The 20,586-nt window shown below is 41.1% G+C and carries 15 protein-coding genes; 10 read left to right on the plus strand and 5 right to left on the minus strand.

Translation table 11 applies throughout. The annotated features are described in order from the left end of the window. Entirely contained in the window at positions 1-204 is a 204-nt protein-coding gene (locus tag HUU81_RS16680; protein ID WP_199610023.1) for a hypothetical protein, read from the plus strand. A 387-nt stretch (positions 205-591) separates the two neighbouring features. On the opposite strand, the gene HUU81_RS16685 is transcribed toward HUU81_RS16680, so the two are convergent. From HUU81_RS16685 to HUU81_RS16695, 3 genes are all read right to left on the minus strand, one after another. Further along, a complete protein-coding gene (locus HUU81_RS16685; protein ID WP_199610024.1) occupies positions 592-939 on the minus strand; it encodes a hypothetical protein in 348 nt (115 codons plus the stop codon). Positions 940-958: 19 nt separating this feature from the next. Further along, positions 959-1,843 carry an IS982 family transposase gene (locus HUU81_RS16690; protein WP_199610025.1) on the minus strand — a complete coding sequence of 295 codons (885 nt, stop codon included), beginning with the start codon at positions 1,841-1,843 and terminating at the stop codon, positions 959-961. 69 nt (positions 1,844-1,912) lie between these two features. Further along, on the minus strand, positions 1,913-3,409 hold the full coding sequence (locus HUU81_RS16695; protein WP_233520538.1) for a retron Ec67 family RNA-directed DNA polymerase/endonuclease: 1,497 nt from the start codon (positions 3,407-3,409) through the stop codon (positions 1,913-1,915). Positions 3,410-4,015: 606 nt separating this feature from the next. Between HUU81_RS16695 and HUU81_RS16700 the strand changes: the two genes are divergently transcribed. Both HUU81_RS16700 and HUU81_RS16705 read left to right on the plus strand, forming a co-directional pair. Further along, on the plus strand, positions 4,016-6,142 hold the full coding sequence (locus HUU81_RS16700; protein WP_199610026.1) for a hypothetical protein: 2,127 nt from the start codon (positions 4,016-4,018) through the stop codon (positions 6,140-6,142). A gap of 96 nt (positions 6,143-6,238) precedes the next feature. Beyond that, positions 6,239-7,369 (plus strand): Fic family protein, encoded by a 1,131-nt coding sequence (locus HUU81_RS16705; protein WP_199610027.1) that lies wholly within the window; start codon positions 6,239-6,241, stop codon positions 7,367-7,369. An 18-nt stretch (positions 7,370-7,387) separates the two neighbouring features. Here HUU81_RS16705 and HUU81_RS16710 read toward each other — a convergent pair whose 3' ends face one another. Further along, positions 7,388-9,442: a transcriptional regulator gene (locus HUU81_RS16710; protein WP_199610028.1), complete on the minus strand. Its 2,055-nt coding sequence runs from the start codon at positions 9,440-9,442 to the stop codon at positions 7,388-7,390. Between the two features lie 548 nt (positions 9,443-9,990). Between HUU81_RS16710 and HUU81_RS16715 the strand changes: the two genes are divergently transcribed. From HUU81_RS16715 to HUU81_RS16725, 3 genes are all read left to right on the plus strand, one after another. Further along, positions 9,991-10,524, plus strand: coding sequence for a PEP-CTERM sorting domain-containing protein (locus HUU81_RS16715; RefSeq protein WP_199610029.1), 534 nt, complete (start codon positions 9,991-9,993; stop codon positions 10,522-10,524). A gap of 245 nt (positions 10,525-10,769) precedes the next feature. Continuing rightward, the gene (locus tag HUU81_RS16720) at positions 10,770-12,122 is read left to right on the plus strand and encodes a magnesium transporter (RefSeq protein ID WP_199610030.1); all 1,353 of its coding nucleotides are present in this window, start codon (positions 10,770-10,772) and stop codon (positions 12,120-12,122) included. Between the two features lie 43 nt (positions 12,123-12,165). After that, positions 12,166-13,068 carry a mechanosensitive ion channel family protein gene (locus tag HUU81_RS16725; protein WP_233520539.1) on the plus strand — a complete coding sequence of 301 codons (903 nt, stop codon included), beginning with the start codon at positions 12,166-12,168 and terminating at the stop codon, positions 13,066-13,068. An 84-nt stretch (positions 13,069-13,152) separates the two neighbouring features. On the opposite strand, the gene HUU81_RS16730 is transcribed toward HUU81_RS16725, so the two are convergent. Then, on the minus strand, positions 13,153-13,884 hold the full coding sequence (locus HUU81_RS16730; protein ID WP_199610031.1) for a MauE/DoxX family redox-associated membrane protein: 732 nt from the start codon (positions 13,882-13,884) through the stop codon (positions 13,153-13,155). A 135-nt stretch (positions 13,885-14,019) separates the two neighbouring features. Here HUU81_RS16730 and HUU81_RS16735 point away from each other — a divergent pair, with 135 nt between their 5' ends. The 4 genes from HUU81_RS16735 to HUU81_RS16750 all read left to right on the plus strand — a co-directional run bounded on the left by HUU81_RS16735 (position 14,020) and on the right by HUU81_RS16750 (position 20,571). Beyond that, a complete protein-coding gene (locus HUU81_RS16735) occupies positions 14,020-14,406 on the plus strand; it encodes a hypothetical protein (protein ID WP_199610032.1) in 387 nt (128 codons plus the stop codon). Between the two features lie 133 nt (positions 14,407-14,539). Beyond that, positions 14,540-15,907: a TolC family protein gene (locus HUU81_RS16740; protein WP_199610033.1), complete on the plus strand. Its 1,368-nt coding sequence runs from the start codon at positions 14,540-14,542 to the stop codon at positions 15,905-15,907. Positions 15,908-15,910: 3 nt separating this feature from the next. Further along, positions 15,911-17,452, plus strand: a complete 1,542-nt coding sequence (locus tag HUU81_RS16745) for an efflux RND transporter periplasmic adaptor subunit (RefSeq protein ID WP_199610034.1) — start codon at positions 15,911-15,913, stop codon at positions 17,450-17,452. Next, on the plus strand, positions 17,452-20,571 hold the full coding sequence (locus HUU81_RS16750; protein WP_199610035.1) for an efflux RND transporter permease subunit: 3,120 nt from the start codon (positions 17,452-17,454) through the stop codon (positions 20,569-20,571). The genes HUU81_RS16745 and HUU81_RS16750 overlap by 1 nt, the downstream gene beginning before the upstream one ends. The last annotated feature ends 15 nt before the right edge of the window (positions 20,572-20,586 follow it).

Here is a 20,586-nt window from a genome sequence, read left to right on the forward strand (position 1 = left end):
ATGAATATTCAATCTATTAAAAATGATGATGAGTTAAGAGTCGCATTATTAAGGCTCGATGATATATGGGGTGCAGAAAAAGGCACACCAGAAGGCGATGAGCTAGAGCAATTGGTTGAGTTAGTCCAAGATTATGAAGATAGCATAGTAATTAGAGCTCGAAAAAATCAGCCTGAAATCAAGGTAAATGTGGCTAATTTATAGTTTTAGTATGATACTTTATTACTCACGTTTGGCTTGAATTCGTCAGTAATTAAGTATTCAGTATGAAACTTTATTTTTGGAAGTACTAGATACCCAGAGCAAGTTCAATGTCTTCAGAGCGAATTAGTATGAAACTTTATTACTCTCCCACATGTGCACGTTAAATAATGATCGAAACAATGTTTAATGTGCGCAACTAATTTGAAAGTACGAACCTTATAAGTTCGCTACAAGAAATAGAGAACAAAACAAGAACGGTCACATTATGCGGTCGTTTTTACTCAAGAAGAGTTAAATTTATAACGTTCAGGATATGGTTAACCACTGACGACCACTAACAGGTACAAATAAAATTCTTGAACTATTAATAAAGATGACCTTTAAAAATCAAAATGTGTCATTAAATGTTTGAAAGTGCTTTTTTACTTTTTCAATTTCATCAAAAATATACTTAAACTTATCAAAATTGATATTTGCTTTATCTGACCGCACTACTTTAGTTGAAAAGATATGTTTGCCGTAGTGTTTGGTTTCATCAAAATCTTTATCTGCTGAAAAAGTTTTTCCATTGATAGTACGACCACGAGTTGCTGCATCAAATAGATCTTCCATTGCTGAGTCTTCTCCTCCAGCATTAAGAGGAGTCAAAATAAGATACAAATTATGGAATAAATGAATAAAGTCACCTCTCTTTAACATGGCTTTATCGTTAGGGCATGATCTAACGTTACTCACTAAATAACCCCAGATCGGTTTAAGCCACGATCATAGAATTAAGCTCTGAGTCAGTTAAATTAAGGCTTGGCTTATTGTCTTTAAGGCAGTAAGCCACTAATCCTGCCATTAAGTTCAACATAAAACCATTCATACTGCGATGTCTGGAGTGTTCAATTTGGGAGATATTCTTTAATTGGTCATTAATAGTTTCAATAATAAATCGCTTAGATAGCATCGCTCTGTCCCATAACGACATCGCTTTGGCTTTCATATTCTTGCGAACGGTAGTAATTAATGTCACCCCTTTTTCAAACAACGAAGCTTCCAGTGCTTTGCTGAGATAACCTTTATCTCCGTACAATTTATCTGTCAAACCAGCAGCTAGCTCTTCGACTGGTTTAGTATCATGAACGTTGCCTGTGGTGACTTTGGCTGCAACGATCTCTCCCCGATAATTAACGATAAGGTGAAGTTTGAAACCATAAAACCAGCCCATCGTCGATTTCCCTCGCCTTGCTATACCATTAAATGTTTTATGTCTGGGAATTCGAATATTATGACAAACGGTTAAAGTAGTGGAGTCAATGAACTCAATGCCTGTAGGCTTACCTTTAAGTGAGGTGAAGTACGCACACATTGGCACTATTGTTCGCGGCATTAGCTCTAAAAAGCGTGTATAACTAAGCAAATGTGGAAATTCTTCTCGACAAAAGCGACTGACATGACCAGTGTAATAATTTTTAAAATCTCGGTAATGGGACATGTGGAAGCCAATGATAATTGTCATGACTTCACTCATCGTCAATCTACTTCGACGCTTACGTTTTTGTGTGCCGTCTGCAATCAATTGCTTTTCCCATTCGGGAATAAATACTTTGCAAAAATCATCGACATCACAGAAGAGTTCAACTAATTTATTCATGCCTGTTCCTTTTTTGGTCACTTTCTTTTTTGGTCGAAAGATCTGATCGTGGAGCAGGCATTTAGTTCCTTAAATTTTCAAATTCTTATCCCGAGTTGGGGTTAAATAGTTCAATAATTCGTTGGGGCCAGTATCATTATCCAATACTAAAATTACTGGGTTTTTAGCTTTCTTTTTTTCAAAGTACTTTAATTCATCGGCATACCTTTTAACAAACCTTACAAATGGCGTTGCACCATCACCTATATCAAGTAAATACATTGTTTTACGATTCAGCTCAGGAAACTTTAGTTTGGGTGAATAGGCTGTGGTAGCTGATTTTGGGGTTACTAAATTAGGGTAATCAGCTTGAAGGCGACTTAAAGCACTTTTTAAGTAAACATTATCTGTTTTACCTTCAGTCAAAATTGTTGGGTATTCATTCGCAAAAAAATGTTTGTATTGTAGAAATCTACCATACACTTTTTCTCGTGAGTTTAATTTGCCTTTGAATTTGTTGAGTCCAGAGTGGATCTTTGGTTCAAATTTGGGTTTTGGGTGCTTCTTTTTCTCTAAGTTATTATAAAAATCGATAGAATCGATAAAAGTTAACCTGCCTTCTAACTCCGAAATATTTCCATCTCTAAAGGAGCCATCTTGTTCAGCAACTTGAAATTTTCCAGTTTTAAATAGAGAGTGAGCCATAGCTCTGGTCAAACGCCAATATTCCGATTTAACACTTACTTTTTTGTTTACAACTAGGCCCGTAGCTTCTTGCCTTGAATCTTTAAATTGTAGCCTAGTTTTTTTGAAGTTTACGGAAAACCCTGCTCGCCTTATTTCACCTAATAGCTTTGAACCTAATGTTAAATTTTCAATGTCGCTAACTATGGCAGTGGGAAAGCTCTTTTTTCTGGTTGAAAAAGTAATGTCATCGGCATATCTGGTATAAGAACAGCCATTTCTTTTAGCTAACTTTGATAACTTTATATCGAGACTGTTAGTTATTAGATTTGCTATAACTGGAGAGCATGGGCTGCCTTGTGGCAACGTGTCTTTATAACAAGCAATTTGAGCAATTACTGTTGCAATATGAGGATCCAACTGGAAATCCTTATTGGCAATGAAATACCCTCGAACCCTACCAAAATTGAAGCTACCAAAAAAATCTGCCAAATCTAAATTTAATACATTTTTTTTTCCGCAGTGTATACGTGCATTGGTAATTATGGATTTCTCTCGCTCAAACCCATGCGAAAGAGTGCATTTAATTTTATTGTCAGACTGAATTACGGTTTTACAATCCAATAGTAAATCCGACAATTTACGTTGTAGGTCTTTTAATTCATCTGACGGTGCACTGATAATCCTGACACCACCAGATTTTTTAGTAATGTCGAATTGATGATAGTGCGAATTTACGTGCGACTTAACGCCCGGCTTATACAGAGTGTTAGTAAGAAAAGCGGCTGAAACGCCCAATATTGAAGCTAACTCAGGTTTGGTTTTCGCCTGTTTAAGCAGTAAAAAGTTTCTTCTATGAATCAAATTATTCCCTAATGTATTTTTCTTAGAAAAGTAGCTCACATGCACTCTTACGCGCCGCTAGCGAGTGGTTCAAGCATATGGATCATCCAAGAAGGCGAGTCACTTAGACCATGTTGTCACAGGTTGCGAAGCGCAACCAACAAATCTGCATGTGAGCTAATTTAAAATACTACAATAAGAGGATGATTTTTAATAGGAATAAATATAAGGTATGAAAGTTTCAACCTGATCTGACATATCAAGTTTAAGGTTATTGTCAGACTAGCCTGAACGTCTACAACTTACCTCTTTTAAGGCTAGCCTCATTATCCACGACTTTCTATTTGGTTATCCAATAGCGTCTTTAAATTACCAAACTTCCCAGAAGCCAAATTCCTCAACACTCACTCCCCAAAACCTTCAATCCCTCCTGAATCCCTACAATTTCTGTCAAATCAGCTTTAATTCACGTTTTTTTCAGTTTTTTCATGCTTAAAAAATGCACTTTACTTAGCGATTGGTCATTTTACTGAGCAATTAAAGATAGGAAGCAAGTGCTGTTTATTGCTTATTGAGAGAAATACATGGGACAGAATTAACAGTACAAGTTTGTTAGTTCACCTTACATAAAAATAAAAAACATAGTTACTGATTGAAGGTAAAAACATGTCTAATCTAAACAAAATTTCGCTACTGATCGGAGCGATGGGGTTGGGTTTAAGTAGCTTTGCAATGGCTGCTAGTGCACCTCAGGTTGATAATACTGAATTTTTTGAAGACCAAGGTGATTTTGAAAATGCGACTGACGAGAATAAAGATGGCTGGGGTTGGGCTTCGGCTTTCTGTTCAAGTGGCGATACTGGATGTGACTCGACTGACACGTCTGGCGGTGGCGGCGGCACACCAACTCCTACTAAACCAAGCGCAGTAAACCATTTATTTGTTAAATATAAGGAAGGGTCGAGCACGGTTACATTAAATTGGCCAGCTACATCACCCGGCAACGGAACTGGCTTTAGGTATGAAGTATACGAAGAGCCAAAAAGCGGTAGCCGTTCACGCATTTACTCTGGCTCAAGCCGAGCAAAAATTTATAACGCGGGCATTAACAAAACCGTGCGTTATGCAATAAGAGCGTGTAACAGTGCGGGCTGTAGTGGTTATGAGTACTCGCCATACTTGGTGATTAATGGCAGTTACGATAGTGATGGTATTAACACTAAGCCATTAGACCAAGCTAGACCCGGCTCTACCCCATTTGCAGGCAAAGGTGCGTTAACCACAATGAACGAGCAAGACACCGCGCTTTCTGCGTTAGGTGTGGGCTTTGATGCTCTAAAAGGCGAACTTCACAATGCAAATTGTTGGGCGACCGATGGTAGCAGCATGATTGATAGCGTTGAATATGTTAACGACCAAAAGTATTTATTTAGCCAAGTAGATACCTATACACAATTGGCGCAAACGTTAGACATTAAGCGTTCTGGCGGGTTGAACTTGTCTTTTGGTGGTTTCTCGATTGGAGGCTCTAGCAGCTATTCATTGTATAGCACAACTGAAAAAGTGACTGATACGTCTGTTATTGTTGCTTCTTTTGTTGATAAGCAAAATAAATATAAAGCTAAACAAGCGTCTGTACTGCAAATGGATAATGACAAAGAGTCGCTGTTAGAAAACGGTTATAAAAAGGAGTTTCGTAAGCATTGTGGTGATCAGTATCTTGACTCAGTAACTACTGGACGCAAGATGACGTTCACTATTCGTATTGAAAGTGTGACTGAAAGTAACTCTGAAATAAAATCAAAAACGGCACAGTTAAAAGCATCGCTTGATAGCTATGGCGCAGATGGTAACTTTGATTCTTCAGAGCGCAGTGAAATTGAAAGCCAGTTTTCAAGCTATACCTTTGATATTAAAGGGGCACAAGCGGGGGCAGACTCTTCAAGTAACTTATTACAGTTGAATGATATTGGTCAATTTATGACGGTATTACAAAACTTTGCGAATAGCTCAAATGATGCGCTAGTGAATATTGAGTCGACTGAAAAAGACTACCCAATTCCAAGCTCGATGCTAGGACAGCCGCATTACAATGTGTTCTCAGATTTTACGGTGTACAGAGACAAGCTGCGTATTTGGGATAACTTTGACTCACAACTTTCACAACGCTGCTGGATGCTTGATCCTAATAAAATAGGTGAAGATGCGTTAACAGAGTTCATTGATGGTTTTGGTGAAACCTACTTCCAAGGCACTGTGAATGAAATGGATATGTGTCAAGCGGTGAAAAACATGGTGACTAACTATGCTAACTACTGCATGAATCAAGGCGAGTGGAGCAAGTGTCATCAGCCTGTTGAAAATACCTGCTACGACACGGTTAACAACTCACAATGTTTGCAAAGAGCTGAGCGCATTACCTACAAAACGCCAACTAAAATTGATGAGCGTTTAGACGTTTCACGCGGAGGCTGTTTTATTGGCCCGTGTTATAAAGATAAGACGGTACAGTCTTGTTTCTCTAGCACAAGCACAGTACCAGACTTTAACCGCAATAAGGTGATTTCAGATAGCTATCAAACACCTGCGGTAAGAGGATTAACCGCTGTGATTGACCGTGCTTGGAATGTAAGAACTGCGCGCAATGATGTGTTTAAAAACAATACTGGGCACTTCTGTTTAAAAGCTTACGCAAAAATCTATGGCAAAGGTGGCTGGGGAGCTGGTGGTCGTTACGAGTCGAACAATATTATGTTTGGCTTTACCACACGCAACCAAAACTACTCTTTATAAACTATTAAGTTAAACCAAAAGAGGCGCGTAAAGCGCCTCTTTGATCGTATGATTAGTGATTAAAAAGCGAATGAATATCGCCGTTGGAAAAACAATATGGAATCTAAAAAAGCAGCACCACTTAGCGTTAACGCACTTTTACCTTTGGCTTCTCAATTTGAGCAACTGCAACCGTTAATCGCAGCGCTTCCTGATCTTAACTTTTCTATTCCTCACATGAATATGACACGTTTTACCGCACGTTATTTATGCGGCGGAACCAGTTTAAAAGAGGGCAGAAAAGTAAGCCGAAAACGGTTAAGTATTGCGATGGCAGGTGTACGAAATGAAGATGTGCTTGCTGAGTCCATTGCCCAAAGAATAGAGCGTTATGAAGTTGCATTAAAAATATCCAGAAAGCAGCAAATGAGTATTGAGCTGTTATGTGACTTACACGAGCTACTCTCACCCGAAGTGAAGCTAAGAGGTCAAATTAGAAGCCATCAAAACTGGCTTGGCAAAGAAGGGATTGAGTCGGCCAGCATTATTACTCCGCCCCCTGAAAAGGTAAAACCGCTATTAGCGGAGTGGGAAGACTTTGTTAAACAACACCACTTACACGACAATACTGCTGCACTGCTAGCCTTTAGCTATTTTATTGTGCTTCACCCTTTTGCTGATGGTAACGGACGATTGTCACGATTGTTGTATACCCACTTTTTATTAGGCGAGGAGTCTTATACTTCATTTTTGAGCCCTGTTCTCTATCGGCTTAATCATTTTGAAGAATCGAAGGTTGAACTATTTGCGACGCCGCGCGCAATGCTCGACGGTGACTGGAGTAACGTTATTGCTTACTGGAAGCGGGCATTTGAGTGGCAAAATGCAATCAGCGTCGACATTACCCAAAAAGTACTGGCTGTGCGTACTCGTTTAGAAAATATGCTCCTGCTAGTCGCCAAGCCGAAATTAGCCACTTCGTTATTAGATTTACTGTTCGAGCAACCGCTAGTTACTTTAGAGTACGCATGCAAACAATTAAGTATTAGCGTATCAACCGCTAATGACTTATTAGAATCATTCTGCCAGCTCGGTTTATTAAAGCGATTTAGCTTAAAGCAACCACTTGGCACTCTTGTTTTCAGCTGTGAGCCAATCTTTCAGCTATGGGCGAGCATTGATGATATGTTTTTCAGCGCTGACCCGTTCACTCTTCCCAGCCACAATGCTGATGTTGAAAAAGCGTAAGGTTAGCAAGCACTTAAATTACTGATTCACTGGCTTGCCATCTTTTGAATAAAGCATGGCAACATCCACAAGTGTGTTTGGCCCTTCTGCCACTAAATTGGCTACTTGCTTACAAAATGTGGCGCTGTGTTGCTGACAAAGATACAGCGCTCGTGCTTGAATAAACGCATAGTCAGCAGGATAAAAATAACGATTTCTAACGTTTAACTGCTGTTTTAGCGCCTTAATTGAAGACAAGTATTGTTCATTAACCTCTTTCGGGTAAAGCGCTAGTAATTGACTTTGATATTCATGAATTGCGACCGATTTGGGCGACTTAAATACATCCTTATGCTCTGCCATTGCTTGTTGGATTTCGGCAGGGCTTTGGTTACTACGTTGTAAGAATGTATCTAATCGCAGTTGAGTGACCTCTATCGCACGCTTGATGATAATGCCCGGCGTCATTTTCGACTCTTCAATTAATGTATGCGCTTCATTTAGCTCGTTCATACTTTCTTGCACTTGCCCTAAATAGAGGTGTGCGCGCGCCTTAAGCATCAACTGCTCTAAGTAAACATTATTATTCTTACCAATATTATGTGCAGTGAGTACTTTTGCTTGAGTCAGTGCGGGAATAGATTGCTGAAATTTGCCACTCATAAAATAAAGCTCGCCTAAGTACCGTTTTTGTTTGGCGATACTCTGATGCTTTTCCGGCATCATTTTATTACGCGCAATAGCAGCCAATGTTAACAAGCGTTCAGCTTCATCCCAATTATGTTCATAAAAGGCTAGCGCACGGCTCAGCTCTTCCTGAGCATCAATGGTTTTCGTATGGTATTGACCAAACTCATGTAAATAAATGCGCAATGCGTCATCCATCAGCGCTTTTTTCTCTTGCCCATTAAACAAAAACCAATTTAATAACACTTTGGTATCGGCTATCTCTATGTTGAATTGCTCAGGTTTAGTTTGATAAAAATCCAGCGCTTTTCTAGCATATTGCTCACCATGCGCCAATGACAACTTCCGTTGGCAAAACGGTTCAACACAGAATAAGTTAACTCGGCTAACATGATAATTAACGTCGGCCAGAAGTTTTTTGTTGTTAGGAAAATGTTCTTGTACTTCTGCCAGTACATAATTGCCTAAATTAAAGGCCTCTTCCCGGCGCCTCAGCTCCAGCAAAATGGTGATGGTATCTAGTTTAGTGCGAATAGAGCGCTCGGAATATTGGCCATAACGAGACTCAATACAGCGTTCTAACCTACCCGCCAGTAATCGCGCTTCACTGAAATGCCCTTTTCTAAAGTACAGTTCTTTTAGCGCCTCTAATTGACCAATATAAGTAAAATCAGTGCTTTGTGTGTCGAGCAACTCTTGTAGTTTCTTATCTAGCAACCACTTAGCGTCTTGGGGCGCTTGCTGCGAATGCTGCACAGACACCTTATGTAACTCTCTGTATAACGCCAAGCCCGCGTTCAACTCGTCGTTTTTATTATAACTTGCTTGTAAATCCGCTTGCTGTGAATACAGAAAGGTCGCCAAAATTACTCCACCAATAATAAAGGCCACTGAAGCAGCCAAGGTGCTATATTTTGCTAGCCTAATTTGCTGAGAAGTAACGGCTTTGTTGTTTTCAATAGCGGAAGGCGCGTTGGCTGTAGGCTGGCTAGGGTTGTTAGTTTCAAATTGGGCGGTATCAAGTTCAGGGGGGAGCGAGGCAGGTTCTTCTGGTAAAAGCTTATCTGTTTCGTTATCACTAATATCAACATCACACTGCAACAAGTAGCCTGTTTTGGGTAAGGTGACGATAAGCTTTTTATGTTCATCACCCAAGCATTGCCGAATTTCACTAATACTTTGCTTGAGCACATTCTCACTCACAAACTTTCCGCGCCATACAACATCAAAAAACGTACTCGTTTGTACAACTTGCCCCGGTGTTTGTAACAGTAAAAGTAACACATCGGCCGTTTTATTGCGTAGCACATGACTGTGGCCTGGCTGCTTAAGTAATTTTTGCCCTGGGATAAACTGCCAACACTGATTAATAATGTAACGGCTTTGCGCTTTGTTACCTTTATCCATGACCCATGTGCTCACAACCTCGTTAACTTAATTGCAACCATTACCTTACATGATAAAAAGAGACTCAGTCAATGTAGATAACTAATTAATTTATAAGTGCAATTATTGGTACAAGTTGATTAATAAGGGGATAATTCGTGACTATTCTTTTGCCTAAATATTTAGCAAAAAAGTACTTATATAACATTATACTAACGAGTTACCGCTTTTTAATAAGTTGTTTGATAGCAGTAGCACAACAGCATTAGTCGACAAAATTAATGAGTAGTTATCTGATGGAAGTGACGTAGAAATATCGCGTAGACAAGCGTCTAAATTGAAGGCTCAGCTTGGTTTCCCAAGTTGACATAATGGCCGTACACCGAATGCAATTGTCCATTGACGCGCTACACCTTTTCTGTCAGTTTTTTTTACAACATCAAATATTGAGTTTTTACAAATCAGTCTAACCATCTGATAATATTTGATTTTATTTACAACCTAATACTGGTGTACTTTTTGCTATTAGCCTCTCCGTTAATTAATCCAACAAGCAGTAAGAGTACCTAATGCAGTTAATAAAAATATTAAATATCTTTGTATTTCTAACCCTTTTTTTCACCCATTCAGCGAATGCAACACTCATATTCACACTTGAAAGAATCAGTGATACTGAAGGTTTACTCACAGCTACAGGTTCAATTGAAGCTGATGTTACAAGGAATATTAACGCGCTGGGTTTTAGTGGACAAATTGGCGGTTTAAATAATGCGGCTGATATTATTTCGCAAGATTTAATGTTAGGTGACGACCCATTTAAACGGTTAAGAAGCCGTAACCCGCATCAATTTAAGCTCATCTTGAATGATGTTTTTCACCAAGGTGACCAAGCATCAGGGCAAATTCACTTTCAACTTAAAAGTGGGCAGTTGCAAGATGTTGGCTTTACATCAGCCATATTTAATAATGCACTTCCTGCAGAAACATACGGCACGTTCTCAATTGTAGCGCCTGCACAAGTTCCTGAACCCGCTTCTCTTGCTTTTTTAGGTTTTGTAGCGCTTGGCTTATCGCATTTTCGTCATAAGAAAAAATTAAGTTAATCATCATTGATGGCGGACGTAGAGCACGAAAAATGCCTCCGCCTTCATTCAAATGACCACACTTTTGCTCTTCACAATGTAAACCTCGCAGCCTAATCCTCTCTTCAAAATAATTTTCACTACTAACTGATTACCCATTAAATCCCCCATAACATTCAATATATTGATATATTTAAAATAATGTGTGATTTATTGCTCACTCTCAGCTATAAAGGCGCCTTATTTACTTATCAGCAAGGAACATCATGTTAGAAATCGCCAGCGACCAGTTATCTTCTGTCATTAATGACATTTTAAATACTGAACATGATGCACAAATTGCTGACATTATTCAGCCTTTGCAAGACAGTTTTGCACCTGAGCAGTTTGCGCTGTTAATTGAGGCGGTACCACCAGCACAACGATTAACGGTGTGGCATGGTTTAAACGAACAAAACCAACGCCAAGCATTTGTGCTTTCGGGTAAAGACACTCGCACATGGTTAATGGATGCCTTGAGTGATGACGCTTGCTTTGAGCTATTAGCTCAGCTAGACGTTGAAGAGGTACTTGAATTAGCTGAAGAAATTCCCGATCGTTTTTTGAATTATGCGATTAAGCACCTTGATGAACAACAACGCCAGCACTACCAACAAGCCCAACAATACGACGACGAACATATTGGTCACTGGTTAGATTACGACTATGTGCGTATTTCTAATAAGCTTAAAACGTCGAGTGCTAAACGCTTATTAAATAAGGGTATTACGGCCTATACCGATGCATTTTATGCTGTAAATAAAGAAGGCAAATTGATAGGCGAATTACCACTTAACGCTTTACTTGCAGCAAATGATACAGACATGTTGGAGCAATTAATTGAAACCGACGCGGTTGTACTTAACGCCACTGACAATTTGAGCGAAGCCGCTGATGCGGTGATCTTGTCAGGCAAAATGGCATTACCAGTTATAGATGAACAAGGTTGTTTTTTAGGGCGCGTACACATTGCATCCGCCTATCAAATTAAACAAGAATTATTAGACGAGCAAACTGCGCATGCTGGTGGTTTAAGTGAAGACGAAGACTTATTCTCAAGCGTACGTAAAAGTGCGAAAAACCGCGGTATTTGGTTAGGCATTAACTTAGCTACGGCTTTTCTAGCGTCTTGGTTTATTGGCTTATTTGAAGCTACCTTACAACAAGTCGTTGCGCTAGCCGTACTGATGCCAGTGGTGGCATCTATGGGAGGCATATCGGGTAGTCAGACACTTACTGTAATAGTGCGCGGGCTGGCGTTAGGACAAATTACTGATGCGAATCGAAAAGCGCTACTACAAAAAGAGCTGAAAGTCGGTGCAGTTAACGGGGTTATTTGGTCATTGGTGATCGGTGGCATTACTTACCTATGGTTTAACCAATGGGAACTCAGTATTGTGATTAGCTTAGCCATTTTACTCAATTTACTGGCAGCAGCTGCGTCTGGGGTACTAATTCCTTCTATACTTAATCGGTTAAAAATAGATCCTGCATTATCAGGTTCGGTTATCTTAACCACTGTGACCGATGTAGTTGGCTTTGTGGTGTTTTTAGGCTTGGGTAGCTTAGTACTGCTGTAAGCCGTCATTTTTCTGCAAGTATTAGCATTAAGGAACGTTTTTCGTGGAAATTTTTTTAGAGTACAAAATTGCAACTACTGCGGTGCTTATCACGCTTAGCGTGATTGCAAAATTTTTAATCATAAAACACTTTAAAAAGTCGGCCGCACAACAAAAACAAGATAAACGTCACGAGATGAACACATCTAGAAATGTGGCTAACTTAGTGTTGTTCTTGTCTTTATTATTGCTGTGGAGCGTTGAGCTACAAAAATTTGCTTTATCAATTGCAGCCTTCATGGTGGCAATTGTGTTAGCCACTAAAGAGGTCATTCAGTGCTTTATTGGCTTTATTTATTTGTCGAGTACCAATCCGTTTCGGGTTGGTGATTGGATACAGACGAATAACTTTACTGGTGAAGTAATGGCCACCGATTGGGCAAAAGTCACCATTTCAGAAGTCGATTTAAACAATTACGAATATACGGGCAAAACCGTGTTTATTCCTAACAGCCAATTGATGACGCAGCCAATTAAAAATCTTAATTTTATGCGCCGCTACGTAAACCACAGCTTTTATTTAGTAAGAGAAGATGCTGATGTAGATCCATACATTATTAAGCAAGCATTAACTGAACGTGCCATGCAATATTGTGCCAATTTCGCCAAAGTTGGTGAGCGATATAATACGCTGATAGAAAATCGTTTAGACATTAAAATTTCAGGACCGGAACCCAGTGTTAAATTCACCACAACCGATTTAGGAAAGGTTAAAGTGTCTTTTTCTGTATTTTGTCCAGTTAAACAAGTGAACTTTATTGAACAAAAACTCACCGCCGACTTTTTCAGTATGTGGCAAAAAGAAAAACAACGGGCTGAAGCGTTAAAAGCAGAAAGGGATGCTAAAAATATAGAGAACGTGCCAACCACAGCCACCAATGAAGCACGTACCGAGCCGCAAGCTTAACGCACTCCTTTGATAATATATTGAAAATATAAACATAAACCGAGCGTGTATTTTCGCTCGGTTTACACATTTGGTGTCAATTCCCTAACGCACCAACATCCATATCCCAGCAGCAATCATAAATAAGTTTTCAGTGAGTGAAACAAAGCCTAGCGGTACGTTACTATTGCCGCCCACACAGGCACATTTTAAATCGCGCTTATCAAGATATACCGCTTTAAATACTGAGATTGCGCCTATCGTACCGATAAATAATGAAAACGGCGCAACCATATAAGCAGGCAGACCCGCAATCATGCCGATGCCAACATAGGCTTCAACAAAAGGATATACATAGGCATAGCGCACAACTTTCATGGCGAGTAAGTCGTAGGTGATAAACGAGTTAGAAAACGCATATAAATCTCGTAATTTCTGAATGGCTAAAATCGCCATCGATAGTGCAATAAACAACTCCACCACCCGCATTGACAACAACGTAGTGCTCGTCGAATACACAAAGGCCACCGCCATTAGCAATGCCACGGCAAAGATGCTCATTACTGGCGTATAAGTTTCCCCTGTTTGTCCTGCTTCCCCTTTGTCAAAGTGCTTGCGCAAATCATCATAACCACCAATACGATCACCATTAATAAAGGCTTGTGGCGTTGTTTTTACCTCGTGTTCTTGCTTGAATTGGTCTGTTTGCTCGCGTGAAGTGAGTTTATGATCCTCAACTTGATAGCCTTCCCGCTGTAGTAAGTCTTTTGCTTTTAACCCAAAAGGACAAATATGTTTATCGTTGTGCATGCGGTACAGTGTTGCCGTTTTTGTCATGTTCATTATTCCTTGTATGACGATACCCTTGCTATATTGTTAATAACTCTTATACTGGCGAATGTGTAGCGGTATTAAGCATTCAACAATGGATCTGCTTAGTATTATTTTCGATATCTCAGAGTTGGGTTTTTCATGCGTTCAATGGTTGCAATATTAATGAGTGTGATACTTTGTTTACAAAGTATGCTGGCGCTTGCTATGCCTTGCAATGATATGATGATGAACTCGCATCATAACAACGCACCTATCGCACCTACCCCATCTATCACATCTGAATCTTCAACCTCGCATTGTGATGAAACACCAAAACCAATGACTGCATCGCTTGAACAACTAGCTGACGACTGTTGTGACACTGAGTGCAGTTGCCCAAACAGTGCGTGTCACAATTTAGTACTGTTAAATAAATCTGCAACCCCAGAGCTTATGTTAACCCCTACTGGCAAAGTCATTTCCGCTGGTACTAACCTGCTCGCTATTCACCGCTCTAATCTATTTCGTCCACCCATTACTGCTTAATACAGGATCGATCCGTTTAAATTTTAGTAACTAAAATACGGACTTATATTTTATTTGTCGAGAGCTTGGCAGTGATTTATTCAATTAAATCATCCATGTCGGCAAGCATTAACAGCAGCTATATGGCAACATTATGTATCAACATTTTATTTTCTTAACATCACAAAAGTTTGCATGCTTTGGCTTTGTGCTGGCTTTTTTAGTGAGTGTATTGGCAATATTCCCTGTACAAGCCAGCGCACCTATTACACTTCAGCAAGCAATTGATCTTGCTATTAAAAATGACCCTTGGCTTACCGCCAACCATCAACAACAACAAGCTACTTTAGCGCAACGTACCGCCGTTGCTCAGCTGCCAGATCCAAAAATGTCGCTGAGCTTAAATAATTTACCCATGAGCTCATTGAGTTTTGATCAAGAAGCCATGACGCAACTTAAAGTAGGGATTAGCCAGCAATTTCCACGGGGAGATGAGCTTAATATAAAACGCAGTAAACTGAATGCCCAAGCTGCACAGCACCCTGCTCAACAAGCTAACCGTCGTGCACTACTGACCAATCAATTAACTACCTTATGGCTGCAGGCATTTCTTGCTGAACAGCAAATTGCGTTAATTGAAGATGACAAAGTGCTGTTCCAGCAGTTGGTGGAAACTACCCAAGCGAATTATTCATCTGCACTGGGTAACACCCGCCAACAAGATATGATTCAAGCACAACTGGCGCTGACACGTTTAGCTGATAGGTTAGTCACGTACCAACAGCATGCAGCAATGGCAGCGAGTCAAATTGCCACTTTAATAGGTACTAACGAATATAGTGCAGTGAATACAGCGCCTTTTCAGCTTGCAAAAGTATGGCCCACATTAAGTGCACAGCAACAGACTTGGCTGAATAGCGGCGTTACCCTTACCCAGCACGAGCTGTACTTACAGCTGCAAACGCATCCCACCGTTCAAAATAGTAAGCAGGCCATTACCGTTGCTAAACACGACATTGACCTTGCCGAACAAGCATATCAACCACAATGGGGTATTAACGCAAGCTATGGCTATCGAGATGATGCGCCAAATGGCTTAATGGGTGACTCATCACGTGATGATTTCTTTTCGATAGGCGTTAGTTTTGATTTGCCCCTCTTCACAAACAAAAAACAGGACCAACAACTGAACGCTGCCAAACTCACAACCGAATCGGTAAAAACCGAGCAGCTTCTCTTGATTAAGCAACTGATGGCGGCAACCCGGGCAAAAGCACAACAACTGAATACCTTAAATCAGCGCGATCGGTTATATCAATCTCAATTATTACATCAAATTAAACAACAAAGTGATGCAACGTTAAGTGCTTATACCCACGATGACGGCGACTTTAGTGAAGTGATCCGTGCCCGTATCGCTGCACTAAATGCAGCGATTGACGCATTAACAATTAAGGTTGAGCGCTATCAAACCGTGTTCGATTTGCAATATTATTTAAACGCTGAATATACCGAGTATTAATCCATGACTACGTTTACCCATTCTTTTATCTCATCCCGTGGTGCAGTTTCCTCATCATTAATAACGGGCTTGCTTATAGGTGCCACTTTTTCTGCCATTGTCAGTGCGGTACTTTTTTTCACATTAAATGTTCAATCACCCGCCAACAGTGATGACGCCACTAGTTCAAAAGACGAAAACAAGCCGCTGTACTGGGTAGCCCCGATGGACGACAACTTTCGTCGCGACAAACCCGGTAAATCCCCCATGGGAATGGATTTAGTACCTGTATATGCTAACGACAACGAGGACGAAGTAGGAACGGTGAGTATTACTCCTCAAGTCGTGAATAATTTAGGCGTGCGCACTGCAAAAGTAGAATATCGTCCACTGGTACAATCCATTAATACCGTAGGTTATATTCAATACGACCAAGATCAACTGGTACATATTCATCCACGCGTGGAAGGGTGGGTTGATAAGCTATTCGTTAATGCCGCGGGCGAAACGGTACAACAAGGCGATCCACTATATCAGCTATATTCACCGCAATTAGTTAATGCCCAAGAAGAGTATTTACTGGCCCTAAATCGTAATAGCAAGGAGCTCAAGGCTGCCTCTAAAGCGCGCTTAGCTGCCCTTGCGTTGCCATCGTCATTTATTGATGAGTTAACTCGCACTCGAAAAGTGAAACAGTCGGTCACGTTTTACGCACCACAAACTGGCGTTATCGCCAACCTGAATATCGTTGAGGGCTTTTTTGTTAAACCGGGTAGTACTTTGATGAGTATTGGCAGTTTAGACAAAGTTTGGGTAGAAGTTGAAATATTCGAGCGTCAAGCAGCTCAAGTTGCTGTCGCACAACCGGTGACGATGACACTAGATTATATCCCTGAAAAAACGTGGCAAGGCACAGTGGATTACGTTTATCCAACCGTAGATGCTAACACCCGCACGGCTCGCGCTAGGCTGGTATTTGATAATCATGGGCAGTTACTTAAACCCAATATGTTTGCGCAGGTTACCATTCAAAGCCAGCAGCAACAGCCCCGCTTATTGGTTCCAAGACAAGCTGTGATTCGTACGGGCCAACAAAACCGTATTGTACTCGCACTTGGCGATGGCAAATTTAAGTCTGTGGCAGTACAACTTGGCGAGTCGAATGCAGACTACATCGCAGTTACTCAAGGACTTAAGCAAGACGATGAAGTGGTTATTTCAGCGCAATTTTTGATTGATTCTGAATCGAGCAAAACGTCTGACTTTATGCGCATGGATATGGAATCTTCTCACACCATGGAAGCGGCATTACCTACAGCAACGGTGAACGGCACCATCAATCATATTAATTATGATGACCGGAGTATAAATATTAACCGTGAAGCGATTAAAAAATGGCAGCGCCCCGCAACTACAATGGACTTTTTAATTGACGAAAATATTGATATTACTGCGTTTAAACCTGACCAAGCCATTCACTTCACCTTTGTGATAAAAAATGGCGAGTTTATTATTACCGCGTTGTCAGCCATTGATGAGCATCAACATCACGGAGCCGTAAACTAATGATTCAAGCTATTATTCATTGGTCCATCAACAACCGTTTATTTGTGCTCCTTGCTACTGCCATTGTAATAGGCGCAGGTATATTTTCGATTAAACATACACCTGTTGATGCCCTGCCCGATTTATCTGATGTTCAAGTGATTGTGAAAACCAGTTACCCCGGTCAGGCACCGCAAGTAGTGCAAGATCAGGTCACCTTTCCATTAACAACTGCCATGTTGTCAGTGCCCGGTGCCAAAACCGTACGCGGCTTTTCGTTTTTTGGTGATTCTTACGTATACGTTATTTTTGATGATAATACCGATATTTACTGGGCCAGAAGTCGCGTACAAGAATACTTAATGCAAGCAGCCAATGCCTTGCCTGCAACCGCCAAAGCCGCATTAGGACCCGATGCAACAGGCGTAGGCTGGATTTACCAATACGCGTTGGTTGACCGTACCGGCCAACATGATATTAGCCAGTTGCGTAGTATTCAGGACTGGTTCTTAAAATACGAGTTACAAACCGTAGCGGGTGTGTCTGAAGTTGCCACGGTTGGCGGCATGGTGAAGCAATATCAGGTGCGCGTTGACCCAGATAAATTACGCGCTTACAGTATTCCATTAAGCCAAGTGCAACTTGCCATTCAACGCGGCAACCAAGAAATGGGCGCATCAGTTATTGAAATGGCAGAAGCCGAATACATGGTCAGCGCCACGGGATATATAGAAAGTGTTACTGATCTTGCCAGTATCCCACTGGGACTTAATGCGAAAGGCACGCCGCTACAATTGCGTGATATCGCTGATATTCAATTAGGGCCACAAATGCGCCGTGGTGTAGCCGAATTAAATGGTGAAGGCGAAGTAGTTGGCGGCGTGGTTGTGATGCGCTTTGGTGAAAACGCGCAAGCAACCATCAAGGGGGTTAAAGCTAAACTTGAGCAACTTAAGCGCGGTTTACCCGCTGGTGTAGAGGTCATCCCCGTTTACGATCGCGCTAATTTAATTGAACGTGCGGTTGATAATTTATGGAGCAAACTGCTGCAAGAATTGTTGGTCGTCGCATTAGTGTGTGTCGCGTTTCTATTCCATGTTCGCTCGTCGATTGTGGCCGTTATTAGCTTACCGCTAGGCATATTGATAGCCTTTATTGTTATGTACAGTCAGGGCATTAATGCCAACATCATGTCATTGGGTGGCATTGCCATTGCGATAGGCGCGATGACAGATGGTGCAATCGTGATGATTGAAAACATGCACAAGCACATGGAAAAACAACCGCTTACCTCTGAAAATCGATGGCAAGTGGTGGCTAAAGCCGCCTCAGAAGTGGGGCCTGCATTATTCTTTAGTTTGTTAATTATTACGGTGAGCTTTTTACCTGTGTTTATTCTAGAAGCACAAGAAGGCCGCATGTTTTCACCGCTGGCTTACACCAAAACTTATGCCATGGCTGCTGCTGCGGGCTTAGCCATTACGGTAGTGCCCGTACTCATGGGGTATTTTATTCGTGGTAAAGTGACCTCTGAGCAAAAAAATCCGTTAAACCGGCTGCTTATCGCTATTTATATGCCAGTGCTGAATATCGTTTTAACGTTTCCTAGGCTCACTCTCATTATGGCGTTGATCATTACTGTGATTGGCTTTTATCCTGCCAGTAAAATCGGTAGCGAATTTATTCCACCTTTGGATGAAGGCGACTTAATGTACATGCCAACCACACATCCGGGGGTTTCTATTGGAAAAGCGCGCGAGCTGTTACAGCAAACCGATAAACTCATTCGTACCCTGCCTGAAGTCGAAAATGTGTTTGGCAAAGTGGGCCGAGCCGAATCTGCCACCGATCCTGCGCCACTGACCATGATTGAAACGATTATTCAGTTAAAACCTAAAGATCAATGGCGCGAAGGTGTAACTACCACCAGCTTAAAAGAAGAACTTAATCAGTTAGTCCAATTACCCGGCTTAACCAACGCATGGGTAATGCCAATAAAAACGCGCATTGATATGTTAGCCACAGGCATTAAAACCCCTGTCGGAATAAAAATTGCGGGAACAGATTTAACGGAAATTCAAGCCATTGGCGAGCAACTTGAACAGATCTTAAATAACGTACCGGGTACTGCATCCGTTTATTCAGAACGCGTAGCTGGCGGGCGTTATATTAAGGTTGATATTGATAGAAATAAAGCCGCACGCTACGGCTTAAATATTGCTGACGTGCAACAAGTGGTTGCAACCGCGATCGGCGGCATGAACGTAACGCAAACAGTAGAAGGGCAAGAGCGCTATCCAGTAAATTTACGTTACCCGCAAGCTTATCGAAATTCGCCAGAACAACTCATGCTATTACCTATTATTACCCCCAACGGTGAACGCATTGCGTTAGCTGATGTTGCAACAGTTCGCATAGAAGATGGCGCGCCGGGTATCAAAAGTGAAAATGCGCGGCTTAATGGTTGGGTGTTTATTGATATTGATGACAGCGATGTGGGCAGCTATGTTACACGTGCACAACAAGCCGTGAACGAGCAACTCACCTTACCTGCGGGTTACTCTATCAATTGGGCTGGGCAATATGAATATATGGAACGCGCTAAGGATAAATTAGCCTACGTACTGCCGCTTACCTTAGCCATTATTGTGATTTTATTATATTTAAACTTTCGCAGCTTTGTAGAAGTCGCATTGATTATGGGCACCTTACCATTAGCAATGATTGGCGGTATTTGGCTACTATACCTTGAAGGATTTAATTATTCTGTGGCAGTTGGTGTTGGCTTTATTGCATTGGCTGGGGTTGCTGTAGAAATTGGGGTGATTATGTTGGTTTATCTTAATCAAGCCTATCACGCACAACAACAGCAATGCCAACAACACGGCCGTACTGTTGAACGCAGCGATATCGTGGCAGCCATTAAACAAGGGGCAGGATTACGGGTCCGCCCAGTAATGATGACCGTTGCTACCGTTGTGGTAGGCTTACTGCCCATTTTATACGGTACAGGCACAGGTTCCGAAGTAATGAGCCGCATTGCAGCGCCCATGGTCGGAGGCATGTTTAGTGCTATTTTATTGACTTTACTGGTGCTGCCTGCATTATATCTACTGTGGCGAACACCAAAATATCAATAATAATAAGAATGTAAA

This window comes from Flocculibacter collagenilyticus, from assembly GCF_016469335.1.
GTDB lineage: Bacteria > Pseudomonadota > Gammaproteobacteria > Enterobacterales > Alteromonadaceae > Flocculibacter > Flocculibacter collagenilyticus.